Source organism: Herbaspirillum frisingense GSF30 (genome assembly GCF_000300975.2).
Classification (GTDB): Bacteria; Pseudomonadota; Gammaproteobacteria; order Burkholderiales; family Burkholderiaceae_D; genus Herbaspirillum; species Herbaspirillum frisingense.
In genome coordinates this window covers 56,319-82,656 of sequence record NZ_AEEC02000008.1, presented here as the reverse complement: position 1 = coordinate 82,656, position 26,338 = coordinate 56,319, and the positions used below count along the sequence as shown (strand labels likewise).

Annotated in this window: 26 protein-coding genes; 17 read left to right on the top strand and 9 right to left on the bottom strand. The window is 63.5% G+C overall.

Translation table 11 applies throughout. The features are described from left to right. Positions 1–15: 15 nt before the first annotated feature. Together HFRIS_RS07890 and HFRIS_RS07885 are read right to left on the bottom strand one after the other, a co-directional pair. Positions 16–342, bottom strand: a complete 327-nt coding sequence (locus HFRIS_RS07890) for a hypothetical protein (RefSeq protein ID WP_006462765.1) — start codon at positions 340–342, stop codon at positions 16–18. 4 nt (positions 343–346) lie between these two features. Next, on the bottom strand, positions 347–892 hold the full coding sequence (locus HFRIS_RS07885) for a hypothetical protein (protein WP_006462764.1): 546 nt from the start codon (positions 890–892) through the stop codon (positions 347–349). 160 nt (positions 893–1,052) lie between these two features. Between HFRIS_RS07885 and HFRIS_RS07880 the strand changes: the two genes are divergently transcribed. Continuing rightward, positions 1,053–1,952, top strand: coding sequence for a LysR substrate-binding domain-containing protein (locus tag HFRIS_RS07880; RefSeq protein WP_006462763.1), 900 nt, complete (start codon positions 1,053–1,055; stop codon positions 1,950–1,952). A gap of 98 nt (positions 1,953–2,050) precedes the next feature. Here HFRIS_RS07880 and HFRIS_RS07875 read toward each other — a convergent pair whose 3' ends face one another. Beyond that, the gene (locus HFRIS_RS07875) at positions 2,051–3,172 is read right to left on the bottom strand and encodes an acyltransferase family protein (protein WP_006462762.1); all 1,122 of its coding nucleotides are present in this window, start codon (positions 3,170–3,172) and stop codon (positions 2,051–2,053) included. A 103-nt stretch (positions 3,173–3,275) separates the two neighbouring features. Here HFRIS_RS07875 and HFRIS_RS07870 point away from each other — a divergent pair, with 103 nt between their 5' ends. The 6 genes from HFRIS_RS07870 (at position 3,276) to HFRIS_RS07840 (ending at position 8,328) form a co-directional block, all read left to right on the top strand. Beyond that, positions 3,276–3,659 carry a BlaI/MecI/CopY family transcriptional regulator gene (locus tag HFRIS_RS07870; RefSeq protein ID WP_006462761.1) on the top strand — a complete coding sequence of 128 codons (384 nt, stop codon included), beginning with the start codon at positions 3,276–3,278 and terminating at the stop codon, positions 3,657–3,659. Between the two features lie 17 nt (positions 3,660–3,676). Beyond that, complete coding sequence (locus tag HFRIS_RS24500; protein ID WP_152486655.1) at positions 3,677–5,494, top strand: M56 family metallopeptidase; 1,818 nt, start codon at positions 3,677–3,679, stop codon at positions 5,492–5,494. Between the two features lie 100 nt (positions 5,495–5,594). After that, on the top strand, positions 5,595–6,473 hold the full coding sequence (gene bla, locus HFRIS_RS07855; RefSeq protein WP_006462758.1) for a class A beta-lactamase: 879 nt from the start codon (positions 5,595–5,597) through the stop codon (positions 6,471–6,473). A gap of 217 nt (positions 6,474–6,690) precedes the next feature. Continuing rightward, positions 6,691–7,215 carry a P-loop nucleotide/nucleoside kinase family protein gene (locus tag HFRIS_RS07850; RefSeq protein ID WP_006462757.1) on the top strand — a complete coding sequence of 175 codons (525 nt, stop codon included), beginning with the start codon at positions 6,691–6,693 and terminating at the stop codon, positions 7,213–7,215. Between the two features lie 6 nt (positions 7,216–7,221). After that, on the top strand, positions 7,222–7,671 hold the full coding sequence (locus HFRIS_RS07845; protein ID WP_039874911.1) for an acetyltransferase: 450 nt from the start codon (positions 7,222–7,224) through the stop codon (positions 7,669–7,671). 387 nt (positions 7,672–8,058) lie between these two features. After that, complete coding sequence (locus tag HFRIS_RS07840) at positions 8,059–8,328, top strand: hypothetical protein (protein WP_006462755.1); 270 nt, start codon at positions 8,059–8,061, stop codon at positions 8,326–8,328. 80 nt (positions 8,329–8,408) lie between these two features. Here the strand turns inward: HFRIS_RS07840 and HFRIS_RS07835 are convergent, their stop codons facing one another. From HFRIS_RS07835 to HFRIS_RS07825, 3 genes are all read right to left on the bottom strand, one after another. Next, positions 8,409–10,091, bottom strand: a complete 1,683-nt coding sequence (locus HFRIS_RS07835; RefSeq protein WP_006462754.1) for a Na+/H+ antiporter — start codon at positions 10,089–10,091, stop codon at positions 8,409–8,411. A gap of 267 nt (positions 10,092–10,358) precedes the next feature. Further along, entirely contained in the window at positions 10,359–11,633 is a 1,275-nt protein-coding gene (oxlT, locus tag HFRIS_RS07830; RefSeq protein WP_006462753.1) for an oxalate/formate MFS antiporter, read from the bottom strand. A gap of 212 nt (positions 11,634–11,845) precedes the next feature. Next, positions 11,846–12,631 carry a GntR family transcriptional regulator gene (locus tag HFRIS_RS07825; RefSeq protein ID WP_051110890.1) on the bottom strand — a complete coding sequence of 262 codons (786 nt, stop codon included), beginning with the start codon at positions 12,629–12,631 and terminating at the stop codon, positions 11,846–11,848. 155 nt (positions 12,632–12,786) lie between these two features. Between HFRIS_RS07825 and HFRIS_RS07820 the strand changes: the two genes are divergently transcribed. Next, entirely contained in the window at positions 12,787–13,740 is a 954-nt protein-coding gene (locus tag HFRIS_RS07820; protein WP_006462751.1) for an aldo/keto reductase, read from the top strand. Between the two features lie 87 nt (positions 13,741–13,827). Here the strand turns inward: HFRIS_RS07820 and HFRIS_RS07815 are convergent, their stop codons facing one another. The 3 genes from HFRIS_RS07815 to HFRIS_RS07805 all read right to left on the bottom strand — a co-directional run bounded on the left by HFRIS_RS07815 (position 13,828) and on the right by HFRIS_RS07805 (position 17,067). Further along, positions 13,828–15,072: an MFS transporter gene (locus tag HFRIS_RS07815; RefSeq protein WP_006462750.1), complete on the bottom strand. Its 1,245-nt coding sequence runs from the start codon at positions 15,070–15,072 to the stop codon at positions 13,828–13,830. A gap of 21 nt (positions 15,073–15,093) precedes the next feature. Further along, the gene (locus tag HFRIS_RS07810; RefSeq protein WP_006462749.1) at positions 15,094–15,915 is read right to left on the bottom strand and encodes a putative hydro-lyase; all 822 of its coding nucleotides are present in this window, start codon (positions 15,913–15,915) and stop codon (positions 15,094–15,096) included. A gap of 234 nt (positions 15,916–16,149) precedes the next feature. Beyond that, positions 16,150–17,067 (bottom strand): LysR family transcriptional regulator, encoded by a 918-nt coding sequence (locus HFRIS_RS07805; RefSeq protein ID WP_006462748.1) that lies wholly within the window; start codon positions 17,065–17,067, stop codon positions 16,150–16,152. 255 nt (positions 17,068–17,322) lie between these two features. Between HFRIS_RS07805 and HFRIS_RS07800 the strand changes: the two genes are divergently transcribed. The 9 genes from HFRIS_RS07800 (at position 17,323) to HFRIS_RS07760 (ending at position 26,256) form a co-directional block, all read left to right on the top strand. Next, positions 17,323–18,042, top strand: a complete 720-nt coding sequence (locus HFRIS_RS07800; protein ID WP_006462747.1) for a FadR/GntR family transcriptional regulator — start codon at positions 17,323–17,325, stop codon at positions 18,040–18,042. Positions 18,043–18,250: 208 nt separating this feature from the next. Continuing rightward, positions 18,251–19,012 carry an SDR family NAD(P)-dependent oxidoreductase gene (locus HFRIS_RS07795; RefSeq protein ID WP_006462746.1) on the top strand — a complete coding sequence of 254 codons (762 nt, stop codon included), beginning with the start codon at positions 18,251–18,253 and terminating at the stop codon, positions 19,010–19,012. 77 nt (positions 19,013–19,089) lie between these two features. Then, positions 19,090–20,292: a sensor histidine kinase gene (locus HFRIS_RS07790; RefSeq protein ID WP_006462745.1), complete on the top strand. Its 1,203-nt coding sequence runs from the start codon at positions 19,090–19,092 to the stop codon at positions 20,290–20,292. Further along, positions 20,289–20,951: a response regulator gene (locus HFRIS_RS07785; RefSeq protein ID WP_006462744.1), complete on the top strand. Its 663-nt coding sequence runs from the start codon at positions 20,289–20,291 to the stop codon at positions 20,949–20,951. Before HFRIS_RS07790 ends, HFRIS_RS07785 begins: the two co-directional genes overlap by 4 nt. A 140-nt stretch (positions 20,952–21,091) precedes the next feature. Then, a complete protein-coding gene (locus tag HFRIS_RS07780) occupies positions 21,092–22,489 on the top strand; it encodes a CmpA/NrtA family ABC transporter substrate-binding protein (RefSeq protein WP_006462743.1) in 1,398 nt (465 codons plus the stop codon). Beyond that, entirely contained in the window at positions 22,486–23,337 is an 852-nt protein-coding gene (gene ntrB, locus HFRIS_RS07775; RefSeq protein ID WP_039874908.1) for a nitrate ABC transporter permease, read from the top strand. Before HFRIS_RS07780 ends, ntrB begins: the two co-directional genes overlap by 4 nt. Positions 23,338–23,368: 31 nt before the next feature. Beyond that, the gene (locus tag HFRIS_RS07770) at positions 23,369–24,223 is read left to right on the top strand and encodes an ABC transporter ATP-binding protein (RefSeq protein WP_006462741.1); all 855 of its coding nucleotides are present in this window, start codon (positions 23,369–23,371) and stop codon (positions 24,221–24,223) included. A 120-nt stretch (positions 24,224–24,343) separates the two neighbouring features. Next, positions 24,344–24,787: a cyanase gene (cynS, locus tag HFRIS_RS07765; RefSeq protein WP_006462740.1), complete on the top strand. Its 444-nt coding sequence runs from the start codon at positions 24,344–24,346 to the stop codon at positions 24,785–24,787. Between the two features lie 77 nt (positions 24,788–24,864). Beyond that, positions 24,865–26,256 carry a TAXI family TRAP transporter solute-binding subunit gene (locus HFRIS_RS07760; RefSeq protein ID WP_006462739.1) on the top strand — a complete coding sequence of 464 codons (1,392 nt, stop codon included), beginning with the start codon at positions 24,865–24,867 and terminating at the stop codon, positions 26,254–26,256. Positions 26,257–26,338 lie beyond the last annotated feature (82 nt).

Here is a 26,338-nt window from a genome sequence, read left to right as displayed (position 1 = left end):
TGCTGTGGGTAGGAATCAATGCCTTGCGCTGATGGACTGCGCGGCATAGGCAAAGCAGCGGATGCGCGGCAGCAGTCCGGTATGGTCCTGGATGGCCTCGTCCAGTTGCTGCATGAAATCTTCCATGACGGCCGGCGTCCTGTTTGCCGACATCCGATAACGGACGTCGGCGAATGCAGGGTGGCCTGTCCCATGACCGACCGCGACGTAGATGACGTGGATGTTCTCGGGCCGCGCCTCGAGAATCTTCGTGCAGAGCTGTATGCAGCGCGCGGTGAGCCGATCCAGGGATTGCGCGGCGGGCATCTGGTCCTGGCGGATGTAGAAAGTGAGATTGGGCATCGTGCTAGCTCGCGCTGACGATGGCTGGCTCGCTACCGCTGCGCAGTTGCGCAGTCATCGGAGCATAGAGATGCAGCCCTTCGGGTAGGGCAATACCGTCGATATCGACGGGATCGGACAGGACTGCCATCCATCTCCATTCCGGGAATTTCTCCAGGGCGACGGCATGCAGGATCGATGGCGACAGCCCCATCGCCACCAAGGGATCGGGGCCACGCGCGCTGAGCAGCAGGTACTCCCCGCTACGCACCGCAGGCGCAGTAGCCGATGTTTCATAGAGATTGCGATGCCAGTCGGTGATGTGTTGCTGCCATCGCGCGAAATTGCCACCGCCTTTTCGCCGGTATTCGTCAGAGAGAAGCACGTCGTGATGGTCAATCGTATGCAGCGCGAGATAGACCGGGCAGCCTTCCCTCAAAGCCTTGAATCGCTGCGAAGTGTGAAAGCCGCGCACGGAGATAAGGGCGGGCAACTTTTCCAGGCTGTAGAAATCGTTCCATTCTGCTTCGCTGATGGGGTCGGCGAAGCTGCATTCGACGGTATAGATCATAATGATGATGGGCCACGGCCACCCTTGTGGCGGCCTGCTTGGTTGAGGAGTTGTCATGATAGGCAGCCAATCCCGGTCAATAAATCGATACTTAGGCAAGCTTCACTGACATAAGGTAAAGCTCACGTCATCAACCCGCTTATGGAATACGAGGAATACGATGCGGCGCAGGATTCCCAGCAACAGCTCACTGATGGCATTCGAGGCTGCGGCGCGTCACGGCAGCTTTGCACGTGCCGCCGAAGAACTGGCCTTGACCGAAGGCGCCATCAGCCGGCAGATTGGCCGCCTGGAGGGATTTCTGGGAGTGACCCTGTTCGAGCGGATCGGCAACCGCGTGCGCTTGCTGCCGCATGGCCAACGCTATGCCAGCCATGTCCGGGAAACGCTGGAGCGCCTGGACCGGGACAGCCAGCATCTGATGTCCCAGCCTCCCAACGGAGCCAGCCTGGATATCGCGGTCAGCCCTACGTTTGCGATGCGCTGGCTGATCCCCCGCCTGCCGCGCTTTGCTGCCCTGCATCCCCACATCACGGTGCATCTCTCCGAACGCATGGAGCCGTTCCTGCTGCCTGGCAGTGGCCTGGATGCGGCGATCCATTTCTTGCATCCGGCCTGGGCCGGAATGCACACCTATCGTCTGCTCGATGAGGTGCTGGTGCCGGTATGCCATCCTGCATTACTGGAAGGAGCGACAGGGACCCCTGCCCTGGACACTCTGCCTCGCCTGCATCGACGTCAGAATCACGATGCCTGGAACCGCTATGCCGCGCAGACCGGGATTAGCCTGAGCCATTCTGCGCAAGGGCCCCGCTATGACTTGCACGGAATGCTGATTGAGGCAGCATTGGCCGGGCTCGGCGTCGCGCTGGTGCCGCGTCTGTATGTGGAAGTCGAACTGGCGCAAGGTCGCCTGGTCGCACCGTGGCCGCAGGACAGCAGCATTTCCAAGACATTTTGTCTTGTGCTCCCCGAGCAGTTGCAACTTGGCAGTGAGCCCCTCAAGGCGTTCGCACAATGGATTCTTGAAGAAGCGAGACCGCTGGTCGGACTTGAATGAGCGAATGGCCGCCTTTCGCATGACCACGTGGCACCCTCCGGAAGGCAATGAAAGGTGGTCAGATGGAGCGAGTCATCCTGCGAGCGAACCATGAATGGCTATGTCCCCCGGATGATACGGTTCATCGGTGCGGAAAACGCGCGTGAGATGACCTGGGCCAGCGCAGCCGAAATCATGAAGTAAGCGGGCAGGAGTACCATCTTTCCTCCTCCTGAAATGGTTTGCGGTGGGAATCCTGCGCGCATCAGGCCGAGTACGATCAGATGAAAAAGATAGAGCTCATAGCTCAAGCGCCCGCATGCAGCCAGCCCACGGCACACGACTGTCGTGCAGCGTGCGGGCCTGTATTGCGCGGCGACCAGCTTAAGAGCCGTCCCTGCAGCCATGACCGTGCAACCCAGCACCTTGCTCTGCGCGATCGGCCAAGCCAGATATAACACCGCCATGGATAGTCCGACCGCGACCCGCACGACAGGGTGATTCAGCCATGCGAACCCGCCGCGCCTGGAAAAGATCGCAGCACAACAGCCGATCGCGATACTGTCGAAGCAGGCCCAATAGCCATACAGGAATTGCCCCTCGTCGCCGGGGTGCGCAAAACGATAGACCGGCCCGACCACGATGATCACCGCCATGAAGACCAGAAGCCGGCGCTCGCTTTTCAACACCAGACAGGCCAGCGGGAACACCAGATAGAACACCTCTTCTACGGAAAGCGACCACAGCACGCCGAGCGCATAGTTCACCCATCCATGCCGCGCAATCAGCACGTTCATGTGGAAAGCCACCCCGGCCAGGTTGACGCGCCACATCGACACGCTGCCTCCATCGACGACGCGGTTCTGAAAGATGGTCAGCCCCGCCATAGCCAGCAGATCCACTAGGCATAGCAGGAGCAGCAGGCAAGGCAGGATGCGCGCGATGCGCAGACGGTAGAAGCCGGCCAGGTCGATCTGGCCGATCTCCCGCCGGCGCTGAAAGACTTTGGACGTGATCAGGAAGCCCGAGATGGCGAAGAAGATGGTGACGCCGTAGTTGCCGTTGCGCGCCAAGGCGCGTAATGCCGGCCATCCGAACACGTCCGCCAGCCATGTCTCTTCAAGCCGATAGGCAATATTGAAATGGTGAAACAGTACTAGCAGGATCGCGATGCCTCTGAGTACATCGATCCGGGGATTATGCGTCGTCAGCATGCGGTCGTGACAATCGGTGGAGGGCATCGAGGGTATGTTGGCCTTTCAGATGTATAGACATTTTGGTCTAGACACTTTGGTCTAGAAAATATATTCTACTTCGCAACGATCATGCCTTTTGGAATCCGATATGGAACCAGCCCACAAGAAATCCAGGCCCACCGCGGCCGAATTGAACCTGTTGCGCGTGCTGTGGCAGCTGGGCGATGCCACCGTCAAGCAAGTGCATGAGGCCATGCTGCCGGAGCGGCCCGATCTCTCCTATGCCACCGTGTTGCGGCAGATGCAGGTCATGCACGGCAAAGGCTTGCTGACACGCGATGAAAGCGAGCGCTCTCACGTCTATGCGCCGGCTCAGCGGCAGAAGTCGCTGCAGGCGACCCTGCTGAAGGATCTGATCCAGAAGGCGTTCTCGGGATCGGGCAAGGCGCTGGTGATGGCGGCATTGCGCCATCACGTGACGCAAGAAGAGAAAGACGAGATCAGGAGACTACTGCACGGAGATGAGCGGTGATCGCGGAATCATCTACCGTGGTCACGGCAATCGGCTGGGCGCTTCTGAATTTCCTCTGGAAAGGGGCACTGATCGGTGCCGTCGCCGTCGTGCTGCTGCGCCTGCTCCCCACTGCGGCTTGCAGGCAACGTTATCTGATGCTGTGTCTGGCGCAACTGTCGTGCCTGGCGTCGGTGTTGCTGGAGGCAGGCCTGTCTATTGCAATGACCACAGCATCGACAGGCGCCGGCCACGGTCTGGCCGGGATGATCGGAAGCCAGCCCTTTTCCATCTTCCTCACCTCCGCAATGCCATGGCTGGTTGCCTGCTGGTCGGTCGGCGTGATCGCAATGGGAGCGCGGCTGGCATCCGGGCTGTACTGGAGCAGGAATATTGCAGTACAGACCGGCGCAGCGCCCACGCGTTGGCAGGCCTGCGCCAGCTCCCTGGCGATATGTTGCGGCATCCGCCGACCGGTCTTGCTACGTGTGGCGCATGGCAACCATGGACCGCTGACGACGGGATGGTGGCGGCCAGTCATCATCGTCCCGGGGGCGATTTTTCTGAGCATGCCGCCGCAGATGCTGGAAGCCTTGCTGGCTCATGAGATCGCCCACATCAAGCGCCTGGACTACCTCATCAATCTGTTGCAGAACGCGATCGAGGCATTGCTCTTCTTCCATCCAGTGGTGTGGTGGCTCTCCCGGAAAATCCGTATGGAGCGCGAGTTGATCGCCGACGATCTGGCCGGTACGCTGACCGGCGAGCCGCGGCAATTGGCGCTCGCGCTGGAGCGCCTGAGTCAATGCCAGACGCGGGACAATACGGTAGGCGTGTCGCTGCAAGCGGCGAGCGGGGAATTGCTGGAGCGCGTGAAGCGGCTGGCGCGGCCGTCAACACGGATACCGCCCACGGTCATGATATCCACGGTGCCGGCGGTGATGCTGGCCCTGACGATGGCTGCCGCGCTCGCGGCTGGTCTGCAGTTTGTGCCGGCTACGCCATCATCGATGGCAGCGACGCGCGCCGCGTCGGAGCATCGGCAAGCCGGCACCTTGCCGGATGCCGTTCAGGAGGGGGAAGCCTCTATGCTGGGACGGCTGTTGGAGTCGAATCATGTGGCGGTTCTGGATAGCCATTCCGGTCGCGTGCTGCTGCGAAAGGACGCCGATGCGGTGGTGCCGATCGCCTCGCTGACCAAGCTGGTCACGGCGATGGTCGTACTCGATGCAAAGCCTGATCTGGATCGACTGGTTCGCATCGAACAGCAGCACGTCAGCGCCTTGCGGCAGGTCAGTTCCAGTCTGCCGCAAGGGGCCCGCGTCAGCCTGCGCACGCTCATGCAACTGGCACTGGCTTCTTCGGATAACCGTGCTGCCTATGCGCTCGCTCAAAGCTATCCGGGTGGTCTGCCTGCATTCAGGCGAGCGGCCAGTGCCAAGATCACGGAACTCGGCCTGGCGCACACCACATTGGATGATCCGACCGGGCTCTCGCCACGCAACACCTCGACTGCGCTGGAGCTGGCTGCCATCGCGGGCGCGGCCGCAGGCTATCCGGACATCGCACGTTATACGACAGCCCCGGCGGGCGCGATCACGATCGCCGGGCAGCGCGTCACCTATCGCAACACCAACCAGCTGGTCGGGCAAAAGGGATGGGACATCGCCTTGTCCAAGACTGGCTTCACGGCAGCGGCGGGCCGCTGCCTCATCATGCGGCTGAAGTCGCCACAGCAGGATGTCACGCTGGTCTTGCTCGACGGCGCCAGGCCTGACGCCATGGAACGTGACGCCCGCAGTATTCGCCGCTTGCTCCCCGCGATTCCGCAGCAGCAACCGCAGCAGAACGGCTGACACTTTTCCCGATCGCGGATCTCGTTCTGGTAGCGCCGATGCCTGCCGGGGCGAGTTGTGCCCTTTTCCCAGCTCCTTGCACTGACGAGAAAATTTCCCCATGACCATTTCCTTCAAACGCCGTCAACTCAGCATCGGTCTTCCCCTGGCATTCGGCCTCGGCGGTATCGCCTTTGACCTGCGCGCCGCTACCTCCCCGCTAGCTGAACTGGAACACCGCTATGGCGGGCGCCTGGGCGTGTTCGCGGTCGATACCGGTTCGGGCAAGACACTGGCGCATCGGGCCGACGAACGTTTCCTGATGTGCAGCACGTTCAAGGGCATGCTCGCTGCGCAGGTGCTAGCCCGCGTCGATCAAGGCAAGGAGAGCTTGCAACGATCAATACCCTATACCAGGAAGGATCTGATCTTCACCTCGCCGACCACCCTGACCAACGTCGGGCGCGGCAGCATGACGGTAGGCGAGCTGTGTCAGGCGACCCTCGAACTGAGTGATAACACTGCCGCCATCTTGCTGATGCGCAATGCTGGCGGCCCGGACGGCTTGACTGCTTTCTTACGAAGCCTGGGCGACACCGTGACGCGTTCCGACCGTTATGAGCCGATGTCCAATCAGTACAGTGGTGAGCGGGATACGACCACGCCGCGGGCCATCGTCGGCAATGCACGCGCGATCCTGACGGGCGATGTCTTGAGTCCGGATGCGCGCCAGCAACTGGAAGACTGGATGATCGCTTGCCGCCCCGGACGCAATCGCCTGCGTGCGGCCCTGCCGGCGGATTGGCAGGCAGGCGACCGCCCCGGCACCAGCGTGGAGCGGCAGACCAATGACTACGCGATCGTGCGTCCACCGCAGCGTAATCCGCTATTTGTCGCTGCTTACTATGATGCGCCGACGTTGGATATGCCGCGCCGCGAAGCCGCCCTCAGAGAGGTGGGAGAAATATTTGTGGCGTGGGCCCAGACATCGTCCAGATAGATGGGTCTCCTTTGCATAGCGCTTCGCCCCCGAGTTATCCTGAATTCTTTCTGCACTATCCGAAGCATTGCCAAACATCAGTGGGACTTCGTGAATTCGAGGAGTTTCCAGAAAACTCATCCCGCGAGTGAGTGGCCGGTGCAAGCTCCGAAGCGGGCAGTTCCAGACATCCAATTGTCCGCATACAATGCGTATCCCCTTAATGAACACTCACGCAATGAATCAAGTGCATCTCGTTGAAGGCCCTGTCGGGGCTGGCAAATCCACCTTCAGCACCGTCTTGGCGGAAAATGTCGGGGGTGTACATATTGCGCTCGACGAGTGGTTCGCCAGGCTCTTTAGTCCTGATCGCCCCGAAGGTGATTTCGTCTCTTGGTATGTCCAGCGCAAAGAGCGCTTGTTGGACCTGATCTGGATTCATAGCCAAAAAATACTGGATTCAGGGCGAGATGTCGTGCTGGAACTCGGCTTGATCCAACAAACACCTCGAATGGCGTTTTGCCGGCGCATCGTGGACCAGGGATTTTCACTTCGTATCCATGTGCTTGATGCCCCTCTGGAACTTCGTCGCGAACGTGTCCGACGGAGGAATGAGGAGCAAGGTCCCACATTCTCAATGCTCGTGCCGGATCATATATTCGAGATCGCGAGCGCACTTTGGGAGCCGCCGGATGAATTTGAGTGTGAAGAATTCGATATCGATTTCGTCAGCACTAGCCCGATAGCGCCGACTCTTGCCTGAAGACATATGATGAATATTAGAAAATCACATCGCGACGATGGTGATCGAGTGCTGGACATCTGGCGCAATGCCGTACTGGCCACGCATGATTTTTTGAGTCCGGCTGACTATGCGGAAATTGCCAATGAGGTCCGGGAATTTCTTCCAGATGCTCCATTGCTATTAGCCGTCGACGAGAACGACAGACCGTTGGGCTTCATGTTGTTGAATGACGCGCACATGGAGGCATTGTTTATCGATCCCGCCCATCATGGCAAAGGCATCGGGCGTGGCCTGGTCGAATACGCATTGGGCTTATCGCCTGTTCTGACGACGGATGTCAACGAACAGAACGAGCAAGCATCCGCTTTTTACTTGCACTTGGGCTTCATCAAGACAGGGCGATCAGAACTGGACGGTCAAGGACGGCCTTATCCGCTGCTTCATCTGGAATGCCGACGCCTGCGGTCAATCTAGTGTTGACCCGGTTTGCGAGCAATACCGACACTGGGGGCATTGCAATTCGTAACTGTCACTTTCGGCCAGTGGGGAGGAAGCGCGACGCTTGCTGCGGGCTGCCCAACAGGCGGGAGCCATCCGCCGAGCGCTACGGTAAGGTTCCATCTGGCTTGTCTGTACGGCAATCACTTGCCACCCTGACATCGACGTGCACTGGGCCAGGGCGGTTTATTTGCCAGATTCATCACAGTTTCCGCACGGTATCCCGGTAATTCTGCGCGACTCAGGATTTTCCCTGTGGCAGAGCGCAACAATGGGCGTAACATAGCGAATTCGTACCGGCAGCGGTACGCCCGATCCGATCCAGTATCCGTCTTCAGTCTTCGCAGTCACAGGGAGCCCAACATGCCCATCGACATTTCCTCCGCCGTCAACGCCGTCGTCTCCGACCCCAACGGCAATACACCCACCACGGGCAAAGCCAACGACCCGGTCGCCGTGCGTCGCGCCGAAGAGGCCGCAGCCGCCGCCAAGGCCGAAATGCGCCGCCAGGAAGAAATCCAGGCTGACGAAACCCGTGCCGAGACCGCCAACGAAGAACGCAATCGCCGCGAACAGGCCTCGCGCAACTCCACCGGCGAAATCATCGGCACCACCATCAATTCGGTGGCCTGAGTCGCTTCATTCCGTAGGGCAATGAAAAGCCCGCGCTGCCAATCCAATGGCAGCGCGGGCTTTGTCGTTGCCGCTCCTCCTCAGTGATGCTGGCCGGGGCCGTTCAGTGAGCCCAGCAGCCAGGTCTCGGCCATGTCGATCTGGTTGATCAGCATCAGGAAGGTTTCATCGTTGATGCGCTGTTCGGCGCGCAGGTAGTGCACCTCCAGGCGCTCGGCGCGGATGGCCTCCAGCCGCAGTTCGCGCTCGAACTGCTTGAAGCGGTTGGCGGCGCGCTGGGTGTCTTCCGAATCGCTCTCCGCATTCATCCGCATCCGGTAGGTGGCCAGCAGGCTGCCGCTGACTTCGGTCAGCAGCGCCAGGTCGTTTTCGTCCAGGGTCACGCCGATGCGTTCCTGGGCGGTCTCGATACTGCGCACGGCCGCCTCCGACAGGCGCAGACGCGCCATCATCTCCTCGGCCCGGCGACGCTTGACCTCGGCATCGAGCTGCAGGTCCTTGAGCATCCACGGCAGCAGGAAGCTGCCAAACAGCAGCGAGCAGACGATCACCCCGGTGGCCAGGAAGATCAGCAGGTCGCGCGCCGGGAAGGGCGTATGTTCCTTCAGCAGCAGCGGGATCGACATCACACCGGCCAGGGTAATGGCGCCGCGTACGCCTGACAGCGCGGTGATGCTGATCAGGCGCAGGTCGAACTTGCGATTGCGTCCGCTCTGGCCGCGCAGTGCCGACGCGAAGCGGCGCATGCGCAGGTTGATCCACACCCACACGAAACGCAGCACGATCAGCGCCAGCGTAATGGCCAGGATATACACGAACAGGTGCCACACCGGGACGTTGCCGGCCATCTGCGCATCCACGTGAGCCAGGCTGACGATGCCCGGCAACTGCAGGCCCAGCAGCAGGAAGGACATGCCGTTGAAGACGAACTCCAGCATCGTCATGATGCTGCGCCCCTGCAGCCGGGTGGCGGCCGATTCGCCGCCGGCCGTTTCCAGGTAGGGCATGAGCATGCCGGCAGCGACCGCCGCCAGGATGCCGGACAGGCCAAAGTGTTCCGCGAAGATATAGGCCGTGAAGGGGATCAGCAGCAGCAGCACCACCTGGATGCCCGGTTCGTCACCGGCCCATTCGATGATCTTGCGCCGGATCAGGCCGAAGCCCCAGGCCACGATCAGGCCCACCGCGATACCGCCGGCAGCGATCAGCACGAACGAAATGCTGGCATCCAGCAGCGAGAAGCTGCCGGTGATGACGGCGGCGATGGCGAACTTGAAGGCCACCAGACCGGAGGCGTCGTTCATCAGCGCTTCGCCCTCCAGCACATGCTGCATCGACGCTGGCAGGCGGCCCTTGCCGATGATGGAAGAGACCGCCACCGCATCGGTGGGCGAGAGCACCGCCGCCAGGGCGAAGGCCGAGGGCAGCGAGATGACCGGGATCATCCAGTGGATGAAGTAGCCCACCCCGACCACGGTGAACATCACCAGACCCAGTGCCAGGGCCAGGATGGGGCGCGCCAGCCGGAAGAACTCGCGCTTGGGCATGCGCCAGCCATCGGTAAAGAGCAGTGGCGGGATGAACAGCAGCAGGAACAGTTCCGGATCGAAACTGATGCGCAGGCCGAACATGGGCAGGGCCAGCACGGCGCCCAGGGCGATCTGGAACAGTGGCAGGGGCAGCTTGAATGGTGCCAGCCTTGCCACCACGCCGGAGACGGCGACGGCCAGCAGCAGGATCAGGACGGTAAAGACGATTTCCATGAGGCAGCGGTAGTGTGTTCTTGTGATGAGGCGCGGGAGGGTCAGACCCGCGTGACCGCACTGAGTTGCAGGGGAGTTACAAAGGCTTGCAAGCCGGTTGCAGATGGCTTGCCCGGCGATGCAGGAGAACGGGAAGTATACGGCAGGAGGGGGCAATCCGTCGCCCGGGCGGGAAGCGGGCCTGTGTCCTCAAAAGAAAATGCCGCCCGGCGTGGCACCGGGCGGCATCATGGTTCGGAGGAATTCAGCGGAAGAACGGTAGCGATCTCAGCCTGCGACCTTGGCCAGATAGCGCGCGCGCCAGGGTTTCAGGACCATCAGCGCCAGGCAGGCGGTCAGGATATCCAGCGTGATGGCGGTGCCGAAGACCGGATGCCAGCTGCCGGTCTTCTCATGCATCATCGCCGCCAGCGGGCCGCCGAAGATGGAGCCGATGCCCTGCGAGATGTACAGCCAGCCATAGTTGGCGGTGGCGTTGCGGGTGCCGAAGGTGTCGGTCAGGGTGGAGGGGAAGAGCGAAAAGATTTCGCCCCAGCCGAAGAACACCACGCCCGACAGCAGTACGAACAGCACCGCGTTCTCGCGCGTGGCCAGCCACAGCGCCATGGCCACGCCTTCCAGCGCGAAGGCGAAGAACATGGTGTTCTCGCGACCGTAGCGGTCCGAGATCCAGCCGAAGAAGGGGCGGGTCAGGCCATTGGTGAGGCGGTCGATGGTCAGCGCCAGCGGCAGCGCGGCCAGGCCGAACACCATCACGTTGGCCACGCCGAAGTCGCGGGCGAAGGTGGCCATCTGCGAGGTCACCATCAGGCCCGAGGTCGACATCATGGTCATCATCGCGAACATCAGCCAGAACAGCGGGGTGCGCAGCATCTGGCGCGGCGCCAGGTCATGCGTGCTGGCGGCAATGGCCGGGGCCGGCATGGCGGCGGCGTGGCTGGCATCCGGCGAGCGCAGGGCCTGCGAAGCGATGACGCCGATCACGGCAAACACCAGGCCGAATTGCCAGAGCGTGGTTTCCAGTCCGGCGCTGGCCAGCGAGGCCGAGATCGGGAAGGTGGTCAGGATCGCGCCCATGCCATAACCGGCCGCCACCATGCCCACGGCGAAGCCGCGCCGGTCCGGGAACCAGCGCACCATCTGGCCGACCACGCCGACATAGACGATGCCGGTGCCCAGCCCGCCCACCAGTCCATAGGCCAGGTAGAACATGCCGATGCTGGAGACCTGCGCCGCCAGGACCCAGGACAGGCCGGACATGAAGGTGCCGATGGCGATCAGGCGACGCGCGCCGAAGCGCTCGATCAGGCTGCCCTGGAAGGGCGAGAAGAAGGTCTGCAGCACGATCAGCATGGAAAAGGTGATCTGCAGTTCCGACAGCGGCACGCCCAGCTTGGCGGTCAGGGGTTTGGTGAACAGGGTCCAGACGTATTGCGGGCTGGAGATGGCCATCATGCAGATCAGGCCGATCAGCAACTGGAACCAGCGGTTGCGCAGCAAGCCCTGCGTGCTCGCCGGGGCGGTTTGGGTGAGGGTGGTCATGCGTTTCTCCTGTACAGAAAGCCGGATGGGAGGCCAGGGACTGCCGGATGAGGCAGCGGGCCGCGTGCCTGAATTTATGTATGCATAAATCCTGGGCTCACAAAAGCAGCTTTCATGCCATTTGCCTGGCGGCAAGCGCGCATGGGGAAAAAGCCGTCCGCTACAGGTTCACACAGAGGGGGACAGGGCAAGCGGGGGGGGGGCGGCCTTGCTCAGCCGAAGCGCTTGCGTCGTGCCGGTGCTCCACCGGTGACCAGATTGCCTTGCAGCGGTGCGGCCTGCACCGACTCGGCGCGCACCTGTTCCAGGCGGGTGATGGTGAGGCGCTCGACCACAGTGTGGCTGTCCTCGATGTGACGGGCGATCAGGGCGCCGGCCAGTTCGGCGTCGGCGCCGGCGATGGCGTCCAGGATGGCGCAGTGCTCGGCGTAGGTGTCGTCGATGCAGTCGCCATAGGCGAAGTCGAGCCGACGCATGATGCGCAGCTGGTCGGTCAGCTGGCGATAGACACTGTCGGCCTCGCCATTGCCGGCTGCCTGCACCAGCGCTGCATGGAAGCCTTCATCCAGGGCCGCTACGGCCAGGCCGTCCGGCAGGCGGTCGGTGGCGGCGCACTGCCAGATGGCGCCCTGTGTCGCGACCAGTTGCTGGCGACGTTCGGGCGCGACGCGCGGGGAGCACAGCTTGCGCACTGCGTGCAGTTCCAGCATTTCACGCAATTCATAGAGGGAGGCGAAACGCGCCAGGTCGATCGGCACCACTTCCCAGCCGTTGCGGAAATGGCCGCGCACCAGTCCCTCGCTCTGCAACCGCATCAGCGCTTCGCGCACGGGGGTACGCGAGACCTGCAGGCGTTCGGCCACGTCATTCTCGGCGAAGCGGTCGCCGGGCAGCAGGCGGAAGGCGTAGATGTCGTCGCGCAGGCTGGCGTACACGGTATCGGTCAGCTTGCCGGTGCGGTGCTGGGCCAGTTCGGTGGAGGCGATGCGGGGCTTCATGAGGGTGGCGGGCGGGCAGGTGCGCTGCATGGAATGACGTGGCGGCTATCTTAACGCGCTGTCGGCTTTGCTTGGAAGATGCTCGCCAGCAGAGTTTGCGGGCCGCGCCTACAATGGCCGTCACTGTTTCCGACCATCATGACAAGGAGATTCCGATGCAACAACGCAAGCTGGGTCAATCTGATATCACCGTGGCACCGCTGGCCTTCGGCGGCAACGTCTTCGGCTGGAGCATCGACGAGAAGACCTCTTTCTCCATTCTCGACAAGTTCGTCGAGGCCGGCCTGAACCTGATCGATACCGCCGACGTCTATTCGCGCTGGGCGCCCGGCAACCAGGGCGGCGAATCCGAGACCATCATCGGCAAGTGGCTGGCCCAGGGTGGCCGGCGCGACAAGGTGGTGATCGCCACCAAGGTCGGCAAGGACATGGGTGAGGGCCGCGTGGGCCTGAAGAAGGATTACATCCTGCGCGCCGTGGAAGATTCGCTGCGTCGCCTGCAGACCGACCATATCGACCTCTACCAGTCGCACGACGATGATCGCAGCACGCCGCTGGAAGAAACGCTGGCCGCCTACGACACCCTGGTCAAGGCCGGCAAGGTGCGCCTCATCGGGGCCTCCAACTACGAGGTGGACCGGCTGGCGCAGGCGCGCGACATTGGCCGCCAGCTGGGTCTGCCGTTGTACCAGACCCTGCAGCCCGAATACAGCCTGGTCGCCCGCGAAGGGTTCGAACGTACGCTGGAGCCGTATTGCCTGGAGCAGGGCGTGGGCGTGATCGGCTTCTATTCGCTGGCCAGCGGCTTCCTCAGCGGCAAGTACCGGAGCGAGGCCGACCTCGGCAAGAGCGCCGCCCGTGGCGGCAAGGTGAAGTCCTATCTCAACCCACGTGGCTTCCAGATCCTGGCCGCGCTGGATGCGGTCGCCGCCCGTCACGCCAGCACTCCGGCCGCCGTCGCGCTGGCCTGGCTGATTGCGCGCCCCAGCGTGACCGCGCCGATTGCCAGCGCCACCTCGCTGGCGCAGCTCGACGAACTGGTGGCCGCTACGCGCTTGCAGTTGAGCCGCGAAGACATCGCCGCGCTCGACCAGGCCAGCGCCTATTGAGCGACCCCGACCCGTCTCATACGAGGGCGCAATGCAAACAGGCCGGCGTTTTGGCGCCGGCCTGTGCTCGCTGCCCTGCGGGAACGGTCAGGCGGTGGTGACCGCCGCTTCCAGCTCCTTGCCCTGCGTTTCCGGCAGGATCAGGCAGGCCACGATCACCAGTCCGTAACAGCCGGCGGCGATCCAGCCGATGGTCTGTCCCAGCGGCATGCTGTTGCTCAGATAACCCACCAGCGCCGGGCAGATCGCACCGATGGCGCGGCCGAAGTTGTAGCAGAAGCCCTGGCCCGAACCCCTCACGTCACTGGGGAACAGTTCGGACAGGTAGGCGCCCATGCCCGAGAAGATCCCCGACAGGAAGAAACCCAGCACGAAGCCCAGCGCCAGCATCCAGGCGTCGGTGATGATCATCTGCGTATAGCTCAGCACCAGCAGGATGCCCATGGCCGCGAACAGCATGAAGCAGCGACGACGACCGATGGTGTCGGACAGCCAGGCCGAGGTGAGATAGCCGCAGAAGGAGCCGCCGATCAATACCAGCAGATAGGTACTGGTGCCCAGCACCGAGAGATGGCGCTCGGTCTTGAGGAAGGTTGGCAGCCAGGTGGTCACCGAGTAGTAGGCACCCTGCATGCCGGTGGCCAGCAGGCTCGCCAGGATGGTGGTGCGCAGCAGGTCGCGATGGAAGATGCGCAGGAAGTTGCCACGCTGGCCGCTTTCGCGCATCTTTGCCTGGGCCGCCACGAACACCGCCGGCTCGCTGATGGCGCGGCGGATGTAGAGCGTCAGCAGGGCTGGCAGTACGCCGATCCAGAACAGCACCTTCCACGCCTTTTCCGGCGGCAGCACTGCGTACATGCCCCAGAAGGCCAGCGCCGACGCCGCCCAGCCCACCGCCCAGCTGCTCTGCACCAGGCCCGAGGCCTTGCCGCGATGGCGCGCCGAGATGGTCTCGGCGATCAGCACCGAACCGACCGCCCACTCGCCTCCCATGCCGAAGCCCTGCATGGCGCGGGTGAAGAACAACTGGCCGAAGGAATCGGTGAAGCCGGAGAGGAAGGTGAAGAAGGCGAACCACAGCACCGTCCATTGCAGTACCCGCACGCGGCCGTAGCGGTCAGCCAGGATGCCGGCGGCCCAGCCCCCCACGGCCGAGGTCAGCAGGGCGCCGGTGGCGATGTAGCCGGCCTCGGCGCGGCTCATGCTCCACGCCGCCAGCAGCGTGGGGATGAGGAAGGTGTAGATCATGTAATCGAAGCCGTCCACCGCATAGCCGGTGAAGGTCGCCGTCAGGGTGCGTCGTTCCGCGCTGCTGGTTTCTTTGAGCCACATGGTTGTCTCCGGGACGGGGTGTCAGAGTTCGCTGTTGAGCTTGTCGGTGACCAGCATGTAGCCGGGCGCATGGGTGATGCAGAAGGCCGGGCGGGCCGCCACGATGGCCGCCTGCGGCGTGACGCCGCAGGCCCAGAACACCGGCAGTTCATCGTCGTGGACCGCCACTGCATCGCCGTAGTCGGGCTGGTTGATATCGGTAATGCCGATCAGGGCGGGGTCGCCGATGTGGATCGGTGCTCCATGCACCTGTGGTGTGCGGGCGGTGATCTGCACGGCGCGGATGGCATCGGCAGCCTTGAGCGGACGCATGGAGACCACCGTGGGGCCGGAGAAGACACCCACCGGCCTGGTCGGGATGTTGGTGCGATACATGGCCACGTTGCGGCCTTCGCTGACATGGCGCAGCGGGATGCCCTCGGCCAGCAGCGCGTGTTCGAAGGAGAACGAACAGCCCAGCGCGAAGGTCACCAGGTCGTCGCGCCAGTAGGCACGCAGGTCGGTGACCTCGCCCACGCGTTCGCCATTGCGCCAGATGTGATAGCGCGGCACGTCGGTACGGATGTCCAGGTCCTGGCCCAGTCCCGGGATGGCCGGCGAGCCTGGCTCGGAGACGCCCAGCAGCGGACAGGGCACCGGATTGAGTTCGCAGAAACGGCGGAAGTCATCGGCCAGCGCGGCCGGCAGGATGGCCAGGTTGACCTGCACATGGGCACTGGCCACGCCACTGGTGTGGCCGGTGAAGTCGCCATGGCGGGCGGCCAGTCGCACTTCCAGTGCGGTCGAATCGGCGTTCAGGGAAATGCTGCGGGGGGCGTGCGGCATGGTGGGCGTTTCAGGCATGGCGGTCTCCTGCGTCGAGCTGGCGCTTGATGGTGGGATGGGAATGCCACCGATGGTAGGAGGGGCGTCCAGCACGCGTCCAACAAAAAATTTATATCTTTTGTTATCGATTTTTTCGATGACGTCAGCGTTTTTGTTGATTGACTATTTGTTGTTCTCGTCAGCTGATAGATGTTTCCTGTCTGACGAGAAACGCGTTGCCTGATGGCGATGGCCGGGGGGATGGTGTCGGATTCAGTCTGCGTCCGCCGTGGAAGCGCCGCGCCGTTTGCCCTGGGCGCGCCGGGCGTGTTCCAGGGCCGAATCCAGCACCAGTTCGGCCACGCTGGAGCCGGGCTCCTCGCGGTAGCTGGCGTGGATCTGCAGCGGCGGCAGCGTTTCTTCGCAGCGCAGGATGCGCAGCGGCAGGCGGCGGGTCAGTTCACGCATGGCCAGCTTGGGCAGGGTCGCCACGCCGAAGCCGCCTTCTACCAGTTGCACCATGGCCGAGATCGAGGAAATGGCGTGCACGCGTGGCATCGGTAGCCCGGACTCCTGCAGCAGCTGCAGCAGCCCCTGGTGCGGCTGCGAGCCGCGCTGGAAGGTGATGAGGTCGTCGGCCGCCAGCTCTTCCAGCCGATAGCGACGCGTGCCATGGGTATCGCGATGGCCGACGAAGACCATCTCCATGGACGCCATGATCCGCGAGCGCACCGCCGTATCGCTGCCCACGATGGAGGTGAAGACCAGGTCCTGGGCGCCGCGCCCGATCTGTTCCATCAGCACCGGCGAGGTTTCCACGGTCAATTCCAGCGCGAAATCGGGATAGCGGCTGCGGATTTCCTTGAGCCAGCCGGGCAGCCAGCTGTGTACCACCGATTCGATGCTGCCGATGCGCAGCGCCATCGGCCCGGCCGGACTGCCGCCCAGTTCCTGGCGGATCTGGCTTTGCAGCGACAGCAGCTTCACCGCCAGCAACTGGAAGCGCTGGCCCGAGGCGGTGAGACGGAACTGCTTGGCCCGGCGGTCCAGCAGGACCACGCCCAGTTCTTCTTCCAGCGAGGCGATACGGCTGGACATGGTCGATTGCGTGATATGCAGCTTTTCGGCGGCGCGGGTGATGCTCTTGAGCGAGGCGGCCCAGTGGAAGGCCTCTACGAAGCGCAGGTTCATGGATGAGAGCGGTAAATTTGTTCGTCGATAGGCTACCAGAAGCCGGAGCTTGTATCGCTTGGCCGTAGCCCGGCGAGCAAGAGTGGCGGCGGTTTCTTGCGCGCCGCACCAATGTTCCCGCCGCTTGACACATCCCGCCCCGATACCTATCCTCCACAGCCATTGGTCTTACCTTTGCGACGCATGCGTCCCAGGCCAGCAAGACGTTGCCGATGCGGCAACGAATCATCCCTACAGGTCTTCATCCCCGACAGCATGTCCTTTGATCCCATCGTCCAGAAATCGATTTCCGAGCAGGTCGCGCAGCGCTTGCTGACCATGATCCGCAGCGGTCTGTTGAAGCCCGACCAGCAACTGCCGCCCGAGCGCGAGCTGGCAGCCATGCTGGGCGTGGGCCGGCCGGCCGTGCGCGAGGCCATCCGCGGGCTGGCACTGCTGGGCTTGCTGCGCATCCGCCAGGGCGAGGGGACCTTCGTCAGTTCGCTGGAAACCCGCGAACTGCTGGAGCCGCTGGAGATGATCATCGACCTCAATCCCGGCACCCTGGAAGCGCTGTTCGACGCCCGCCTCATCATCGAGACCGGGGTGGCGGCGCTGGCGGCCACGCACATGGAGCAGGCCGAGCTGGACCGGCTGGTGCGCAACGTTGAGGACGAGGCGCGCCTGCTGTCGGACCCCGCCGCTTTCTCGGCGGCCGACGTGGAATTCCACGAAGCCATCATCGAGGGCTGCAACAACCCCTTCCTGCAGAGCGTGGCCGGCAGCCTCTACATGCTGGGCAAGAAGAGCCGTTCCATCACCTCGCGCATTCCGGCCACGCTGGAGCGCAGCCTGCAGGACCATCGCGACATCCTCGATGCGCTCAAGGCCCGCGATCCGCAAAAGGCCTCCGAAGCCATGCGCAATCACCTCATGAATGTGCGCGACGCCTACCGTAGCGCCGGTCGCAACCGCGACGAATCGGTACACGACTGATCAGGCAGCAAGCGTCGCCGTTGCCGCCGGACCGGGTCCCGCCGGACCGGGTCCTGCGGCACTCCACAACGGCGACGTGGCATGACAGCCGCAGTGTGACCCGCTGCGGCGCCCAGAATACAAGAAGCGATACCGGCAGGGCGCGCAGGGCCGCCCCATGCACAAGCCGGAGCATGAATGATCAACCGTTTATGAACAGGAGAACAGCATGCTGGATCTGGCAGGAAAAGTCGTCTTCATCAGTGGTGCAAGCACCGGCATCGGCGCCGCCGCCGCGCGTGCCTTCGCTGCCCGTGGTTCCCATGTGGTGGTGCACTACAACAGCTCGACCAAGGAAGCCGAAGCGGTCGCCGCCGAGGTGCGCGCCGCCGGCAGCAAGGCCATCACCATCGGCGCCGACGTGCGCGACAGCGCTGCCATCAATGCCGCCGTGGCCAAGGCGGTGGAGCAGATGGGGCGCATCGACGTACTCATCAACAACGCCGGCAGCCTGGTCCAGCGCATGCCGCTGGAGCAGGTCACCGATGCCTTGTTCGATGACATCGTCAATATCAATTCCCGCTCGGTAGTGGCCTTCACGCGGGCGGTGATTCCGGTCATGCGCGGCCAGGGCGGCGGCAACATCATCAACGTGACCTCGGTGGCGGCGCGGCATGGCGGCGGCCCGGGTGCGCTGATCTATGCGGCCTCCAAGGGCTTCGTGAGTACCATCACGCGTGGCATGGCCAAGGAATTGCTGGCCGACAAGATCCGCGTCAACGCCGTGGCGCCGGGTGTGATCATGACCCCGTTCCAGGAACGCTTCACCACCCCGGACCAGCTGGAGGGGTTCCGCAAGACCATCCCCATGGGCCGCATCGGCGACCCGGACGAGTGCAGCGGTGCCTTCCTCTACCTGGCCTCGAACCAGATGTCGGGCTATGTGACCGGCCAGATCATCGACGTCAACGGCGGGCAGTACATGCCGTAACGGGGCCAGCCGGTACCACTGTCGGGCCAGGCCCGGGCGGCGGGCACTGGCATGCCTCTTGCGGGCAGGTGGGGATCATGCACAACGATCCCCACCTGCCCGTTTTTGCTTCCGATGCCCTGGCCGCACCCGGCGGCCTGCTGCGCGACAAGCTGGCGCTGCTGCTGGACTCCACCGGCGAAGGCATCTATGGCATCGACCTGGAGGGCCTGTGTACCTTCATCAATCGCGCCGGCGCCGACATGCTGGGCTATGCCCCGGCCGAGGTACTGGGGCGCAACATGCACGATCTGGTGCACCACAGCCATGAGCACGGCGGTCATTACCCCGAGGCCGACTGCCCCATCCTGAAGGCCTTCCGCAAGGGCGAGTCCTGCCGGGTCGATCAGGAAGTGTTCTGGCGTGCCGATGGCAGCTTCTTCCCGACCGAATATTCTTCCTACCAGATCGTCGACGGCGGCCAGGTACGCGGTGCGGTGATCACCTTCAGCGATATCTCCAAGCGCCGCCAGGCCGAGGAACAACTGCAGCGCGCCAAGGCCGAGCTGGAAGTGCGGGTGGCCGAGCGCACCCGCGAACTGTCGGCCGCGCTGCGCCAGGTGCGGCAGTTGTCGGCGCATGCGCACTCGGTGCGCGAGGATGAGCGCACCCGTATCGCCCGCGAGATCCACGATGAACTGGGCAGCCTGCTGGTGGCCTTGAAACTGGATGTGAACTGGATGGCCAAGCGCGTCACCGACCTGGAACCGGTGGCCCGCAAGTGTGATGCCATGAGCCGCCTGATCGAGACGGCGGTGGACAATGTAGGGCGCATCATCACCGACCTGCGGCCCAGCATCCTGGATCACCAGGGCCTGATCGCCGCCCTCGAATGGCAGGTGCAGGAGTTCTCGGAAGCCACCGAACTGCCCTGCGAGGTCGAGTTCGATATCGCACCCGAAGCCTTTCCCCCGGATGGCGCCAAGGCCACGGCGGCGTTTCGCATCTTCCAGGAAATGTTGTCCAACGTGGCGCGTCATGCCAATGCCACGCGGGTGCGCATCGCCGTGCACCTGAGCCCGTCGGAGCTGCGCATGGAAGTGGAAGACGATGGCGTGGGTGCACCCCGTGCGGCGCTGGAGGCGGCCACCTCCTACGGCGTGATGGGCATGCGCGAGCGGGCCTTGCACTTTGGCGGCGCATTGAGCATTGCTGGTGCGCGTCTTGCACCAGAGAGCGGCAGGCCGGGGACCCTGGTCTGCCTGCGCCTGCCCAGTCACGGCGGCCGGGAGGCGGCATGAGTGCCGGCGCCGAGACCATCCGCATTCTCTTGTGCGACGATCATCGCATCGTGCGCGAGGGTCTCAAGCAGATCCTGGCCGATACCCCCGATATCGAGGTCGCCGCCGAATGTGCCAGCGGGCCGGAGGTCTTGCACCGGGCCCGGGTGGAGGCCATCGACCTGGTGCTGCTGGACATCGCCATCCCCCAGCAGGACGGACTGGACGTGCTGCGCCAGATCAAGCAGGAGATGCCGCGTCTGCCGGTGCTGATGCTGTCCACCTATCCCGAAAAGCAATATGCGGCGCGCTGCTACAAGCTGGGCGCGGCCGGCTATCTCAACAAGAGCGCCGATCCCGAGCAACTGGTGGATGCCATCCGCAAGGCTGCCGGCGGTGGCCTCTATGTGAGCGCGCAGATGGCCGAGACGCTGGCCTCCGGCCTGGCCCAGCACGCCGGTGCTGCGCCGCGGGCCGCGCACGAAAGCCTGTCGCACCGTGAATACCAGGTGTTCCAGCTGATCGCTGCGGGTCGCAGCGTGCGCGAGATCGCCGAGCAGCTGGAACTGAGCCCCAATACGGTGAGCACCTATCGCAGCCGCATCCTGGAAAAGACCGGCGCCGCCAATGACGTCGGCATCGCCATGTATGCGGTACGTCACCAGTTGCTGCCGGTCTGACGCGGGTTTGGCCCCGGCTTGTAGTGCCAGCACTACAGGATGTCGTGACAGCATGACGTAGCCTATGAGGCTGGCAAGTCCCTTGCAATGGAGGGTGGTGAAGCAAAGAAATCACCGCACACTCACCAAACGGGGGAATCATGCCGAACGCAGCAGACACCAATCTGTTCCACACCTATGACGCCGAGCGCGCCGGCCAGGGCTGTTCCTGTGGCCGCCACGGCAGCCAGCAGCAACACGATGTCGAGGTCGAAGCACTGCGCCAGCAGCGCGGCCAGGATGTGGAAGCCCTCACCAACGACGTGGTGGAAGAAGCCGTGATGCGTTCGCTCTTCCCGCGGGTAGCCGAGCGCCGCGACTTTCTGCGGGCGGTGGGCCGCAATGCGGCGCGGGCGGCCATTGCCAGCGTGTTGCCGCTGGGTTCGCTGCAGGCCATGGCACAGGAAAAGAATGGCGCCCTGGAAAAGAAGGACCTCAAGATCGGCTTCATCGCCATCACCTGCGCGGCGCCGCTGATCATGGCCGACCCGCTGGGCTTCTACCGCAAGCAGGGCCTGAACGTGTCGCTCAACAAGACGGCTGGCTGGGCGCTGATCCGCGATAAGATGATCAACAAGGAACACGACGCCTCGCACTTCCTCTCGCCCATGCCCATGGCCATGTCCATGGGGGTGGGCAGCAACGCCACCCAGATGCGCGTGGCGACCATCCAGAACATCAACGGCCAGGCCATTACGCTGCACAACAAGCACAAGGACAAGCGCGATCCCCGGCAGTGGAAGGGCTTCAAGTTCGCGGTGCCGTTCGAGTATTCGATGCACAACTTCCTGTTGCGCTACTACCTGGCCGAACATGGCCTGGACCCGGACCGCGATGTACAGATCCGCGTCACGCCGCCGCCGGAGATGGTGGCCAACCTGCGGGCCGGCAACATCGACGGCTTCCTCGGCCCCGATCCCTTCAACCAGCGCGCGGTGTATGACGAGATCGGTTTCATCCACATCCTCTCGCGCGACATCTGGGACGGCCACCCCTGCTGTGCCTTTGGTACGTCGGAAGAATTCATCAAGCAGAACCCCAACACCTTCGCCGCGCTGTTCCGCGCCGTGCTGACCGCCGCCGCGATGGCGCGCGACCCGTCCAACCGCTCACTGGTGGCCAAGGTGATCTCGCCGGCGGCCTATCTCAACCAGCCCGAGACGGTGGTGGAGCAGGTGCTGACCGGGCGCTTTGCCGATGGTCTGGGCAATGTGAAGAACGTGCCGGGCCGTGCCGACTTTGACCCGGTGCCCTGGGATTCGATGGGGGTGTGGATTCTCACGCAGATGAAGCGTTGGGGTTACATCAAGGGTGATATCGACTACAAGGCCATCACCGAGAAGGTGCTGCTGCTGACCGAGGCCAAGAAACACATGAAGGAACTGGGCCAGCCGGTGCCGGAAGGTGCCTATCGCAAGTATTCCATCATGGGCAAGGAGTTCGACGCCAACAAGGCCGAGGCCTACGTCAACAGCTTCGCCATCAAGAGGAGCGCATGATGCCGGCCAGGCATCTCGGCTGGCGCGCCGCGCTGATCTCGCTGTTGCTGCTGGCGGCGTTGCTGATGGTGTGGCATTTCGCGACGCTGCCGCAGGAGGGCGCGGCCAGCGCCGCCCAGGATGAATACGCCAAGCTGATGGGCAAGAGCAGTGGCGCGGCCAAGCGCGACGGCTTTCCCGGCCTGGCGCAGATGGGCGAGACCATCCGCAAGGAATTGGCCAATCCCTTCTACGACAACGGTCCCAACGACAAGGGCATCGGCATCCAGCTGGCCTATTCGCTGGGACGGGTCGGACTGGGATTTGCGATTGCGGCGGTGGTGGCGATTCCGCTGGGTTTCCTGCTGGGCATGTCGCCGCTGATGCAGCGCGCCCTGAATCCCTTCATCCAGATCCTCAAGCCCATCTCGCCGCTGGCCTGGATGCCGCTGGCGCTGTACACGATCAAGGATTCGTCGATCTCGGGCGTGTTCGTGATTTTCATCTGCTCGGTCTGGCCGATGCTGATGAACACCGCCTTCGGCGTGGCCTCGGTGCGGCGCGACTGGCTCAACGTGGCCAAGACGCTGGAAGTGTCCTCGTTGCGGCGCGCCTTCCTGGTGATCCTGCCGGCGGCGGCACCCACCATCCTGACCGGCATGCGCATTTCCATGGGGATCGCCTGGCTGGTGATCGTGGCGGCCGAGATGCTGGTGGGCGGCACCGGCATCGGTTACTTCGTCTGGAACGAATGGAACAACCTGTCGCTGACCAGCGTGATCTTCGCCATCCTGGTCATCGGCGTGACCGGCATGGTGCTGGACCTGATCTTCGCCCGGCTGCAAAGACTGGTGACCTATGTCGAGTAAATCGCGTACATCGAATGAAGAGGGCAAGAGCATGGACCACAATTTCCTGAGCGTGCAGGGGCTCTCCAAACGCTATGCGGCGGGCGCGCCGCCGGTGTTCGAACAGGTTTCCTTCGGTATCGACCGCGGTGAATTCGTCTGCGTGATCGGCCACTCCGGCTGCGGCAAGACCACCATCCTCAACGTGTTGGCGGGGCTGGAGGCGGCCAGCGACGGCGTAGTCATCATGGACCGGCGCGAGATCAAGGGGCCGAGTCTGGATCGCGGCGTGGTGTTCCAAAGCCATGCACTCATGCCCTGGTTCAGCGTGCTGGGCAACGTGGTGTTCGCGGTCCGTTCGCGCTGGCCCGACTGGTCGCGCGCCAAGGCCGAGGAACATGCGCGCCGCTTCATCGCGATGGTGGGTCTGAAGGGGGCTGAGCACAAGAAGCCCTCCGAACTCTCGGGCGGCATGAAGCAGCGGGTGGGTATCGCCCGGGCCTTTTCCATCGAGCCCAAGATGCTCTTGATGGATGAACCCTTCGGCGCCCTGGATGCCCTGACGCGAGGCGTGGTGCAGGACGAGCTGCTGAAGATCTGCGCCGCCACCGGTCAGACCGTGTTCATGATCACCCACGACGTGGACGAGGCCATCCTGCTGGCCGACAAGATATTCCTGATGTCCAACGGCCCGCAGGCCTGCATCGCCGAAGTGGTCATCAACACCTTGCCCAAGACCCGCAGCCGGGAAGCCATGCATCACGATCCGCAGTTCTATCGCATCCGCAATCACCTGGTGGACTTCCTGGTACACCGCTCGCGCCAGATCCAGGCGGCCCAGGCCAGCGGGGTGCCGCGTCCTCCCACGCGCATCGTGATGCCGGGGCTGGAGCAGGCGGTGGCCTGAAAACCGGCAGGGCAGCCCAAGAGATTTCGTCATTGTGTCGCAAGCATTCATCACGATCGATGACGCGCACTGAGAGGTGTGTCGTCGATCATTATTCCGTCCACCCAAAAGGAGATAGCCATGGACCGCAACCAAGTCACCCAGAAGATCGTCACCGCCAAGGTCAGCAAGAAGATGACCTGGGCCCAGATCGCCGAGCGCATCGGCCAGAGCAAGGAGTGGACCACCGCTGCCATGCTGGGCCAGATGACCCTGACCGCCAAGCAGGCCGCCACCGCCCAGGAGCTGTTCGAACTCACCGATGAAGAAACCCTGTGGCTGCAGATCGTGCCCTACAAGGGTTCGCTGCCGACTCCGGTGCCGACCGATCCGCTGATCTACCGCTGGTACGAGATCGTCAGCGTCTATGGCAGCACCATCAAGGAACTGATCCACGAAGAATTCGGCGACGGCATCATGAGCGCCATCGATTTCAAGATGGATATCCAGCGCCAGGCCGATCCCAATGGGGATCGCGTGAACGTGATGCTGTCGGGCAAGTTCCTGCCGTACAAGACCTACTGAGCGACTGACGCGGAGAGTCACATCACGTTACAAGGCAGTGAAGCCCAAAGCGGGGCGGCGCGGCTAGAATAGCGCGCATGCTCAAAGACAAGAAACTCTCCGCCTACGCCCCGTCGGCGACCCGCATCCGGGCGCGCTTCGTGGCCATCTCCTGGCGCGACCTGGCCGTCAGCTTCGGTCCCATCATCCTGCTGATCCTGATCGGCGCCTGGCTGGTGATCTGGCTGATCCGCCCGGCCCCGCCGTCTTCGATCACGATCGCTGCCGGTCCCAAGGACAGCAATTTCTGGCGCGTGGCCGAACGCTACAAGGCCATCCTGGCGCGCGATGGCATCCGCCTCGATATCGTCGAGACCGGCGGTTCACTGGACAATCTGAAGCGCCTGGCCGATCCCGACCAGAGCCTGGACGTCGGCTTCGTGCAGGGCGGCCTGGCCGGTGCGGTGCCGGCCGAGGCGCTGGCACCGCTGGTGTCGCTGGGCAGCATTTCCTATGTGCCGGTGTCGGTGTACTACCGCACGCCGCCGCCACGCGAGGACGGCAAGCCGGTCCCGCCGCTGCGCCAGTTGTCGGAGCTGGCCGGCAAGCGCATCGCCATCGGTGGCGCCGGTAGCGGCTCCAGCGTGCTGGCCGCGACCCTGCTCAAGGCCAACGGTGTGGAAGAGGGCGGCAGCACCCAGCTGTTGAACATCGGCGGCGACGAGGCGGCCCAGGCGCTGACCGGTGGCAAGATCGATGTGGCCTTCCTGATGGGCGATTCGGTATCGGTGGCGACCATGGGCAAGCTGCTGCGTGCCCCCGGCATCCGCCTGCTGGATTTCTCCCAGGCCGATGCCTATGTGCGGCGTTTCCGCTATCTCAATACCCTGAAGATGCCCATGGGCGTGTTCGACCTGGCGCGCAACCTGCCGGCCCGCGATACCCAGCTGATCGCGCCCACGGCCGAACTGGTGGCGCGCGAGGACCTGCATCCGGCGTTGTCGGACCTGCTGATCGCGGCCGCCCGCGAAGTGCATGGCAAGGCCAACGTGATGCAGAAGGCAGGGGAGTTCCCGGCGCCGCTGGAGCATGAATATCCGATCAGCGACGATGCAGCGCGCTACTACAAGTCCGGCAAGACCTTCTTCTACCGCACCCTGCCGTTCTGGATGGCCAGCCTGGTGGACCGGGCGGTGGTGATCGTGCTGCCGGTGATCCTGCTGCTCATCCCGGGTATCCGCCTGGTGCCGATGCTCTATGGCTGGCGCGTGCGTTCGCGCATCTATCGCTGGTATGGCGAGCTGATTTCGCTGGAACGCGGCTTGTCCCGCGAATCGCCGGAAGACCAGGCCGAGATGCTGAGGCGCTTGGACGAGATCGAGATCGCGGTGAACCGGATGAAGATGCCGCTGGCCTTTGCCGACCAGTTCTATGTGCTGCGGGAACACATCGGCTTCGTGCGGGCGCGCCTGGCGGCCGGTGTGGCTTAGGCGCCACGGCGGGAAATGCAGGATGGGCCGGCTGTTGTATGCTCGCCATGGCGCATGCAGTACTGTATAAAAAATACTGTGT

What these genes read in the sequence shown, in the direction of transcription:
- HFRIS_RS07890 (WP_006462765.1), bottom strand. Translation starts at nt 342, where the DNA reads ATGCCCAATCTCACTTTCTACATCCGCCAGGACCAGATGCCCGCCGCG.
- HFRIS_RS07885 (WP_006462764.1), bottom strand. Translation starts at nt 892, where the DNA reads ATGATCTATACCGTCGAATGCAGCTTCGCCGACCCCATCAGCGAAGCA.
- HFRIS_RS07880 (WP_006462763.1), top strand. Translation starts at nt 1,053, where the DNA reads ATGCGGCGCAGGATTCCCAGCAACAGCTCACTGATGGCATTCGAGGCT.
- HFRIS_RS07875 (WP_006462762.1), bottom strand. Translation starts at nt 3,172, where the DNA reads ATGCCCTCCACCGATTGTCACGACCGCATGCTGACGACGCATAATCCC.
- HFRIS_RS07870 (WP_006462761.1), top strand. Translation starts at nt 3,276, where the DNA reads ATGGAACCAGCCCACAAGAAATCCAGGCCCACCGCGGCCGAATTGAAC.
- bla (WP_006462758.1), top strand. Translation starts at nt 5,595, where the DNA reads ATGACCATTTCCTTCAAACGCCGTCAACTCAGCATCGGTCTTCCCCTG.
- HFRIS_RS07850 (WP_006462757.1), top strand. Translation starts at nt 6,691, where the DNA reads ATGAATCAAGTGCATCTCGTTGAAGGCCCTGTCGGGGCTGGCAAATCC.
- HFRIS_RS07845 (WP_039874911.1), top strand. Translation starts at nt 7,222, where the DNA reads ATGATGAATATTAGAAAATCACATCGCGACGATGGTGATCGAGTGCTG.
- HFRIS_RS07840 (WP_006462755.1), top strand. Translation starts at nt 8,059, where the DNA reads ATGCCCATCGACATTTCCTCCGCCGTCAACGCCGTCGTCTCCGACCCC.
- HFRIS_RS07835 (WP_006462754.1), bottom strand. Translation starts at nt 10,091, where the DNA reads ATGGAAATCGTCTTTACCGTCCTGATCCTGCTGCTGGCCGTCGCCGTC.
- oxlT (WP_006462753.1), bottom strand. Translation starts at nt 11,633, where the DNA reads ATGACCACCCTCACCCAAACCGCCCCGGCGAGCACGCAGGGCTTGCTG.
- HFRIS_RS07825 (WP_051110890.1), bottom strand. Translation starts at nt 12,631, where the DNA reads ATGAAGCCCCGCATCGCCTCCACCGAACTGGCCCAGCACCGCACCGGC.
- HFRIS_RS07820 (WP_006462751.1), top strand. Translation starts at nt 12,787, where the DNA reads ATGCAACAACGCAAGCTGGGTCAATCTGATATCACCGTGGCACCGCTG.
- HFRIS_RS07815 (WP_006462750.1), bottom strand. Translation starts at nt 15,072, where the DNA reads ATGTGGCTCAAAGAAACCAGCAGCGCGGAACGACGCACCCTGACGGCG.
- HFRIS_RS07810 (WP_006462749.1), bottom strand. Translation starts at nt 15,915, where the DNA reads ATGCCTGAAACGCCCACCATGCCGCACGCCCCCCGCAGCATTTCCCTG.
- HFRIS_RS07805 (WP_006462748.1), bottom strand. Translation starts at nt 17,067, where the DNA reads ATGAACCTGCGCTTCGTAGAGGCCTTCCACTGGGCCGCCTCGCTCAAG.
- HFRIS_RS07800 (WP_006462747.1), top strand. Translation starts at nt 17,323, where the DNA reads ATGTCCTTTGATCCCATCGTCCAGAAATCGATTTCCGAGCAGGTCGCG.
- HFRIS_RS07795 (WP_006462746.1), top strand. Translation starts at nt 18,251, where the DNA reads ATGCTGGATCTGGCAGGAAAAGTCGTCTTCATCAGTGGTGCAAGCACC.
- HFRIS_RS07790 (WP_006462745.1), top strand. Translation starts at nt 19,090, where the DNA reads ATGCACAACGATCCCCACCTGCCCGTTTTTGCTTCCGATGCCCTGGCC.
- HFRIS_RS07785 (WP_006462744.1), top strand. Translation starts at nt 20,289, where the DNA reads ATGAGTGCCGGCGCCGAGACCATCCGCATTCTCTTGTGCGACGATCAT.
- HFRIS_RS07780 (WP_006462743.1), top strand. Translation starts at nt 21,092, where the DNA reads ATGCCGAACGCAGCAGACACCAATCTGTTCCACACCTATGACGCCGAG.
- ntrB (WP_039874908.1), top strand. Translation starts at nt 22,486, where the DNA reads ATGATGCCGGCCAGGCATCTCGGCTGGCGCGCCGCGCTGATCTCGCTG.
- HFRIS_RS07770 (WP_006462741.1), top strand. Translation starts at nt 23,369, where the DNA reads ATGGACCACAATTTCCTGAGCGTGCAGGGGCTCTCCAAACGCTATGCG.
- cynS (WP_006462740.1), top strand. Translation starts at nt 24,344, where the DNA reads ATGGACCGCAACCAAGTCACCCAGAAGATCGTCACCGCCAAGGTCAGC.
- HFRIS_RS07760 (WP_006462739.1), top strand. Translation starts at nt 24,865, where the DNA reads ATGCTCAAAGACAAGAAACTCTCCGCCTACGCCCCGTCGGCGACCCGC.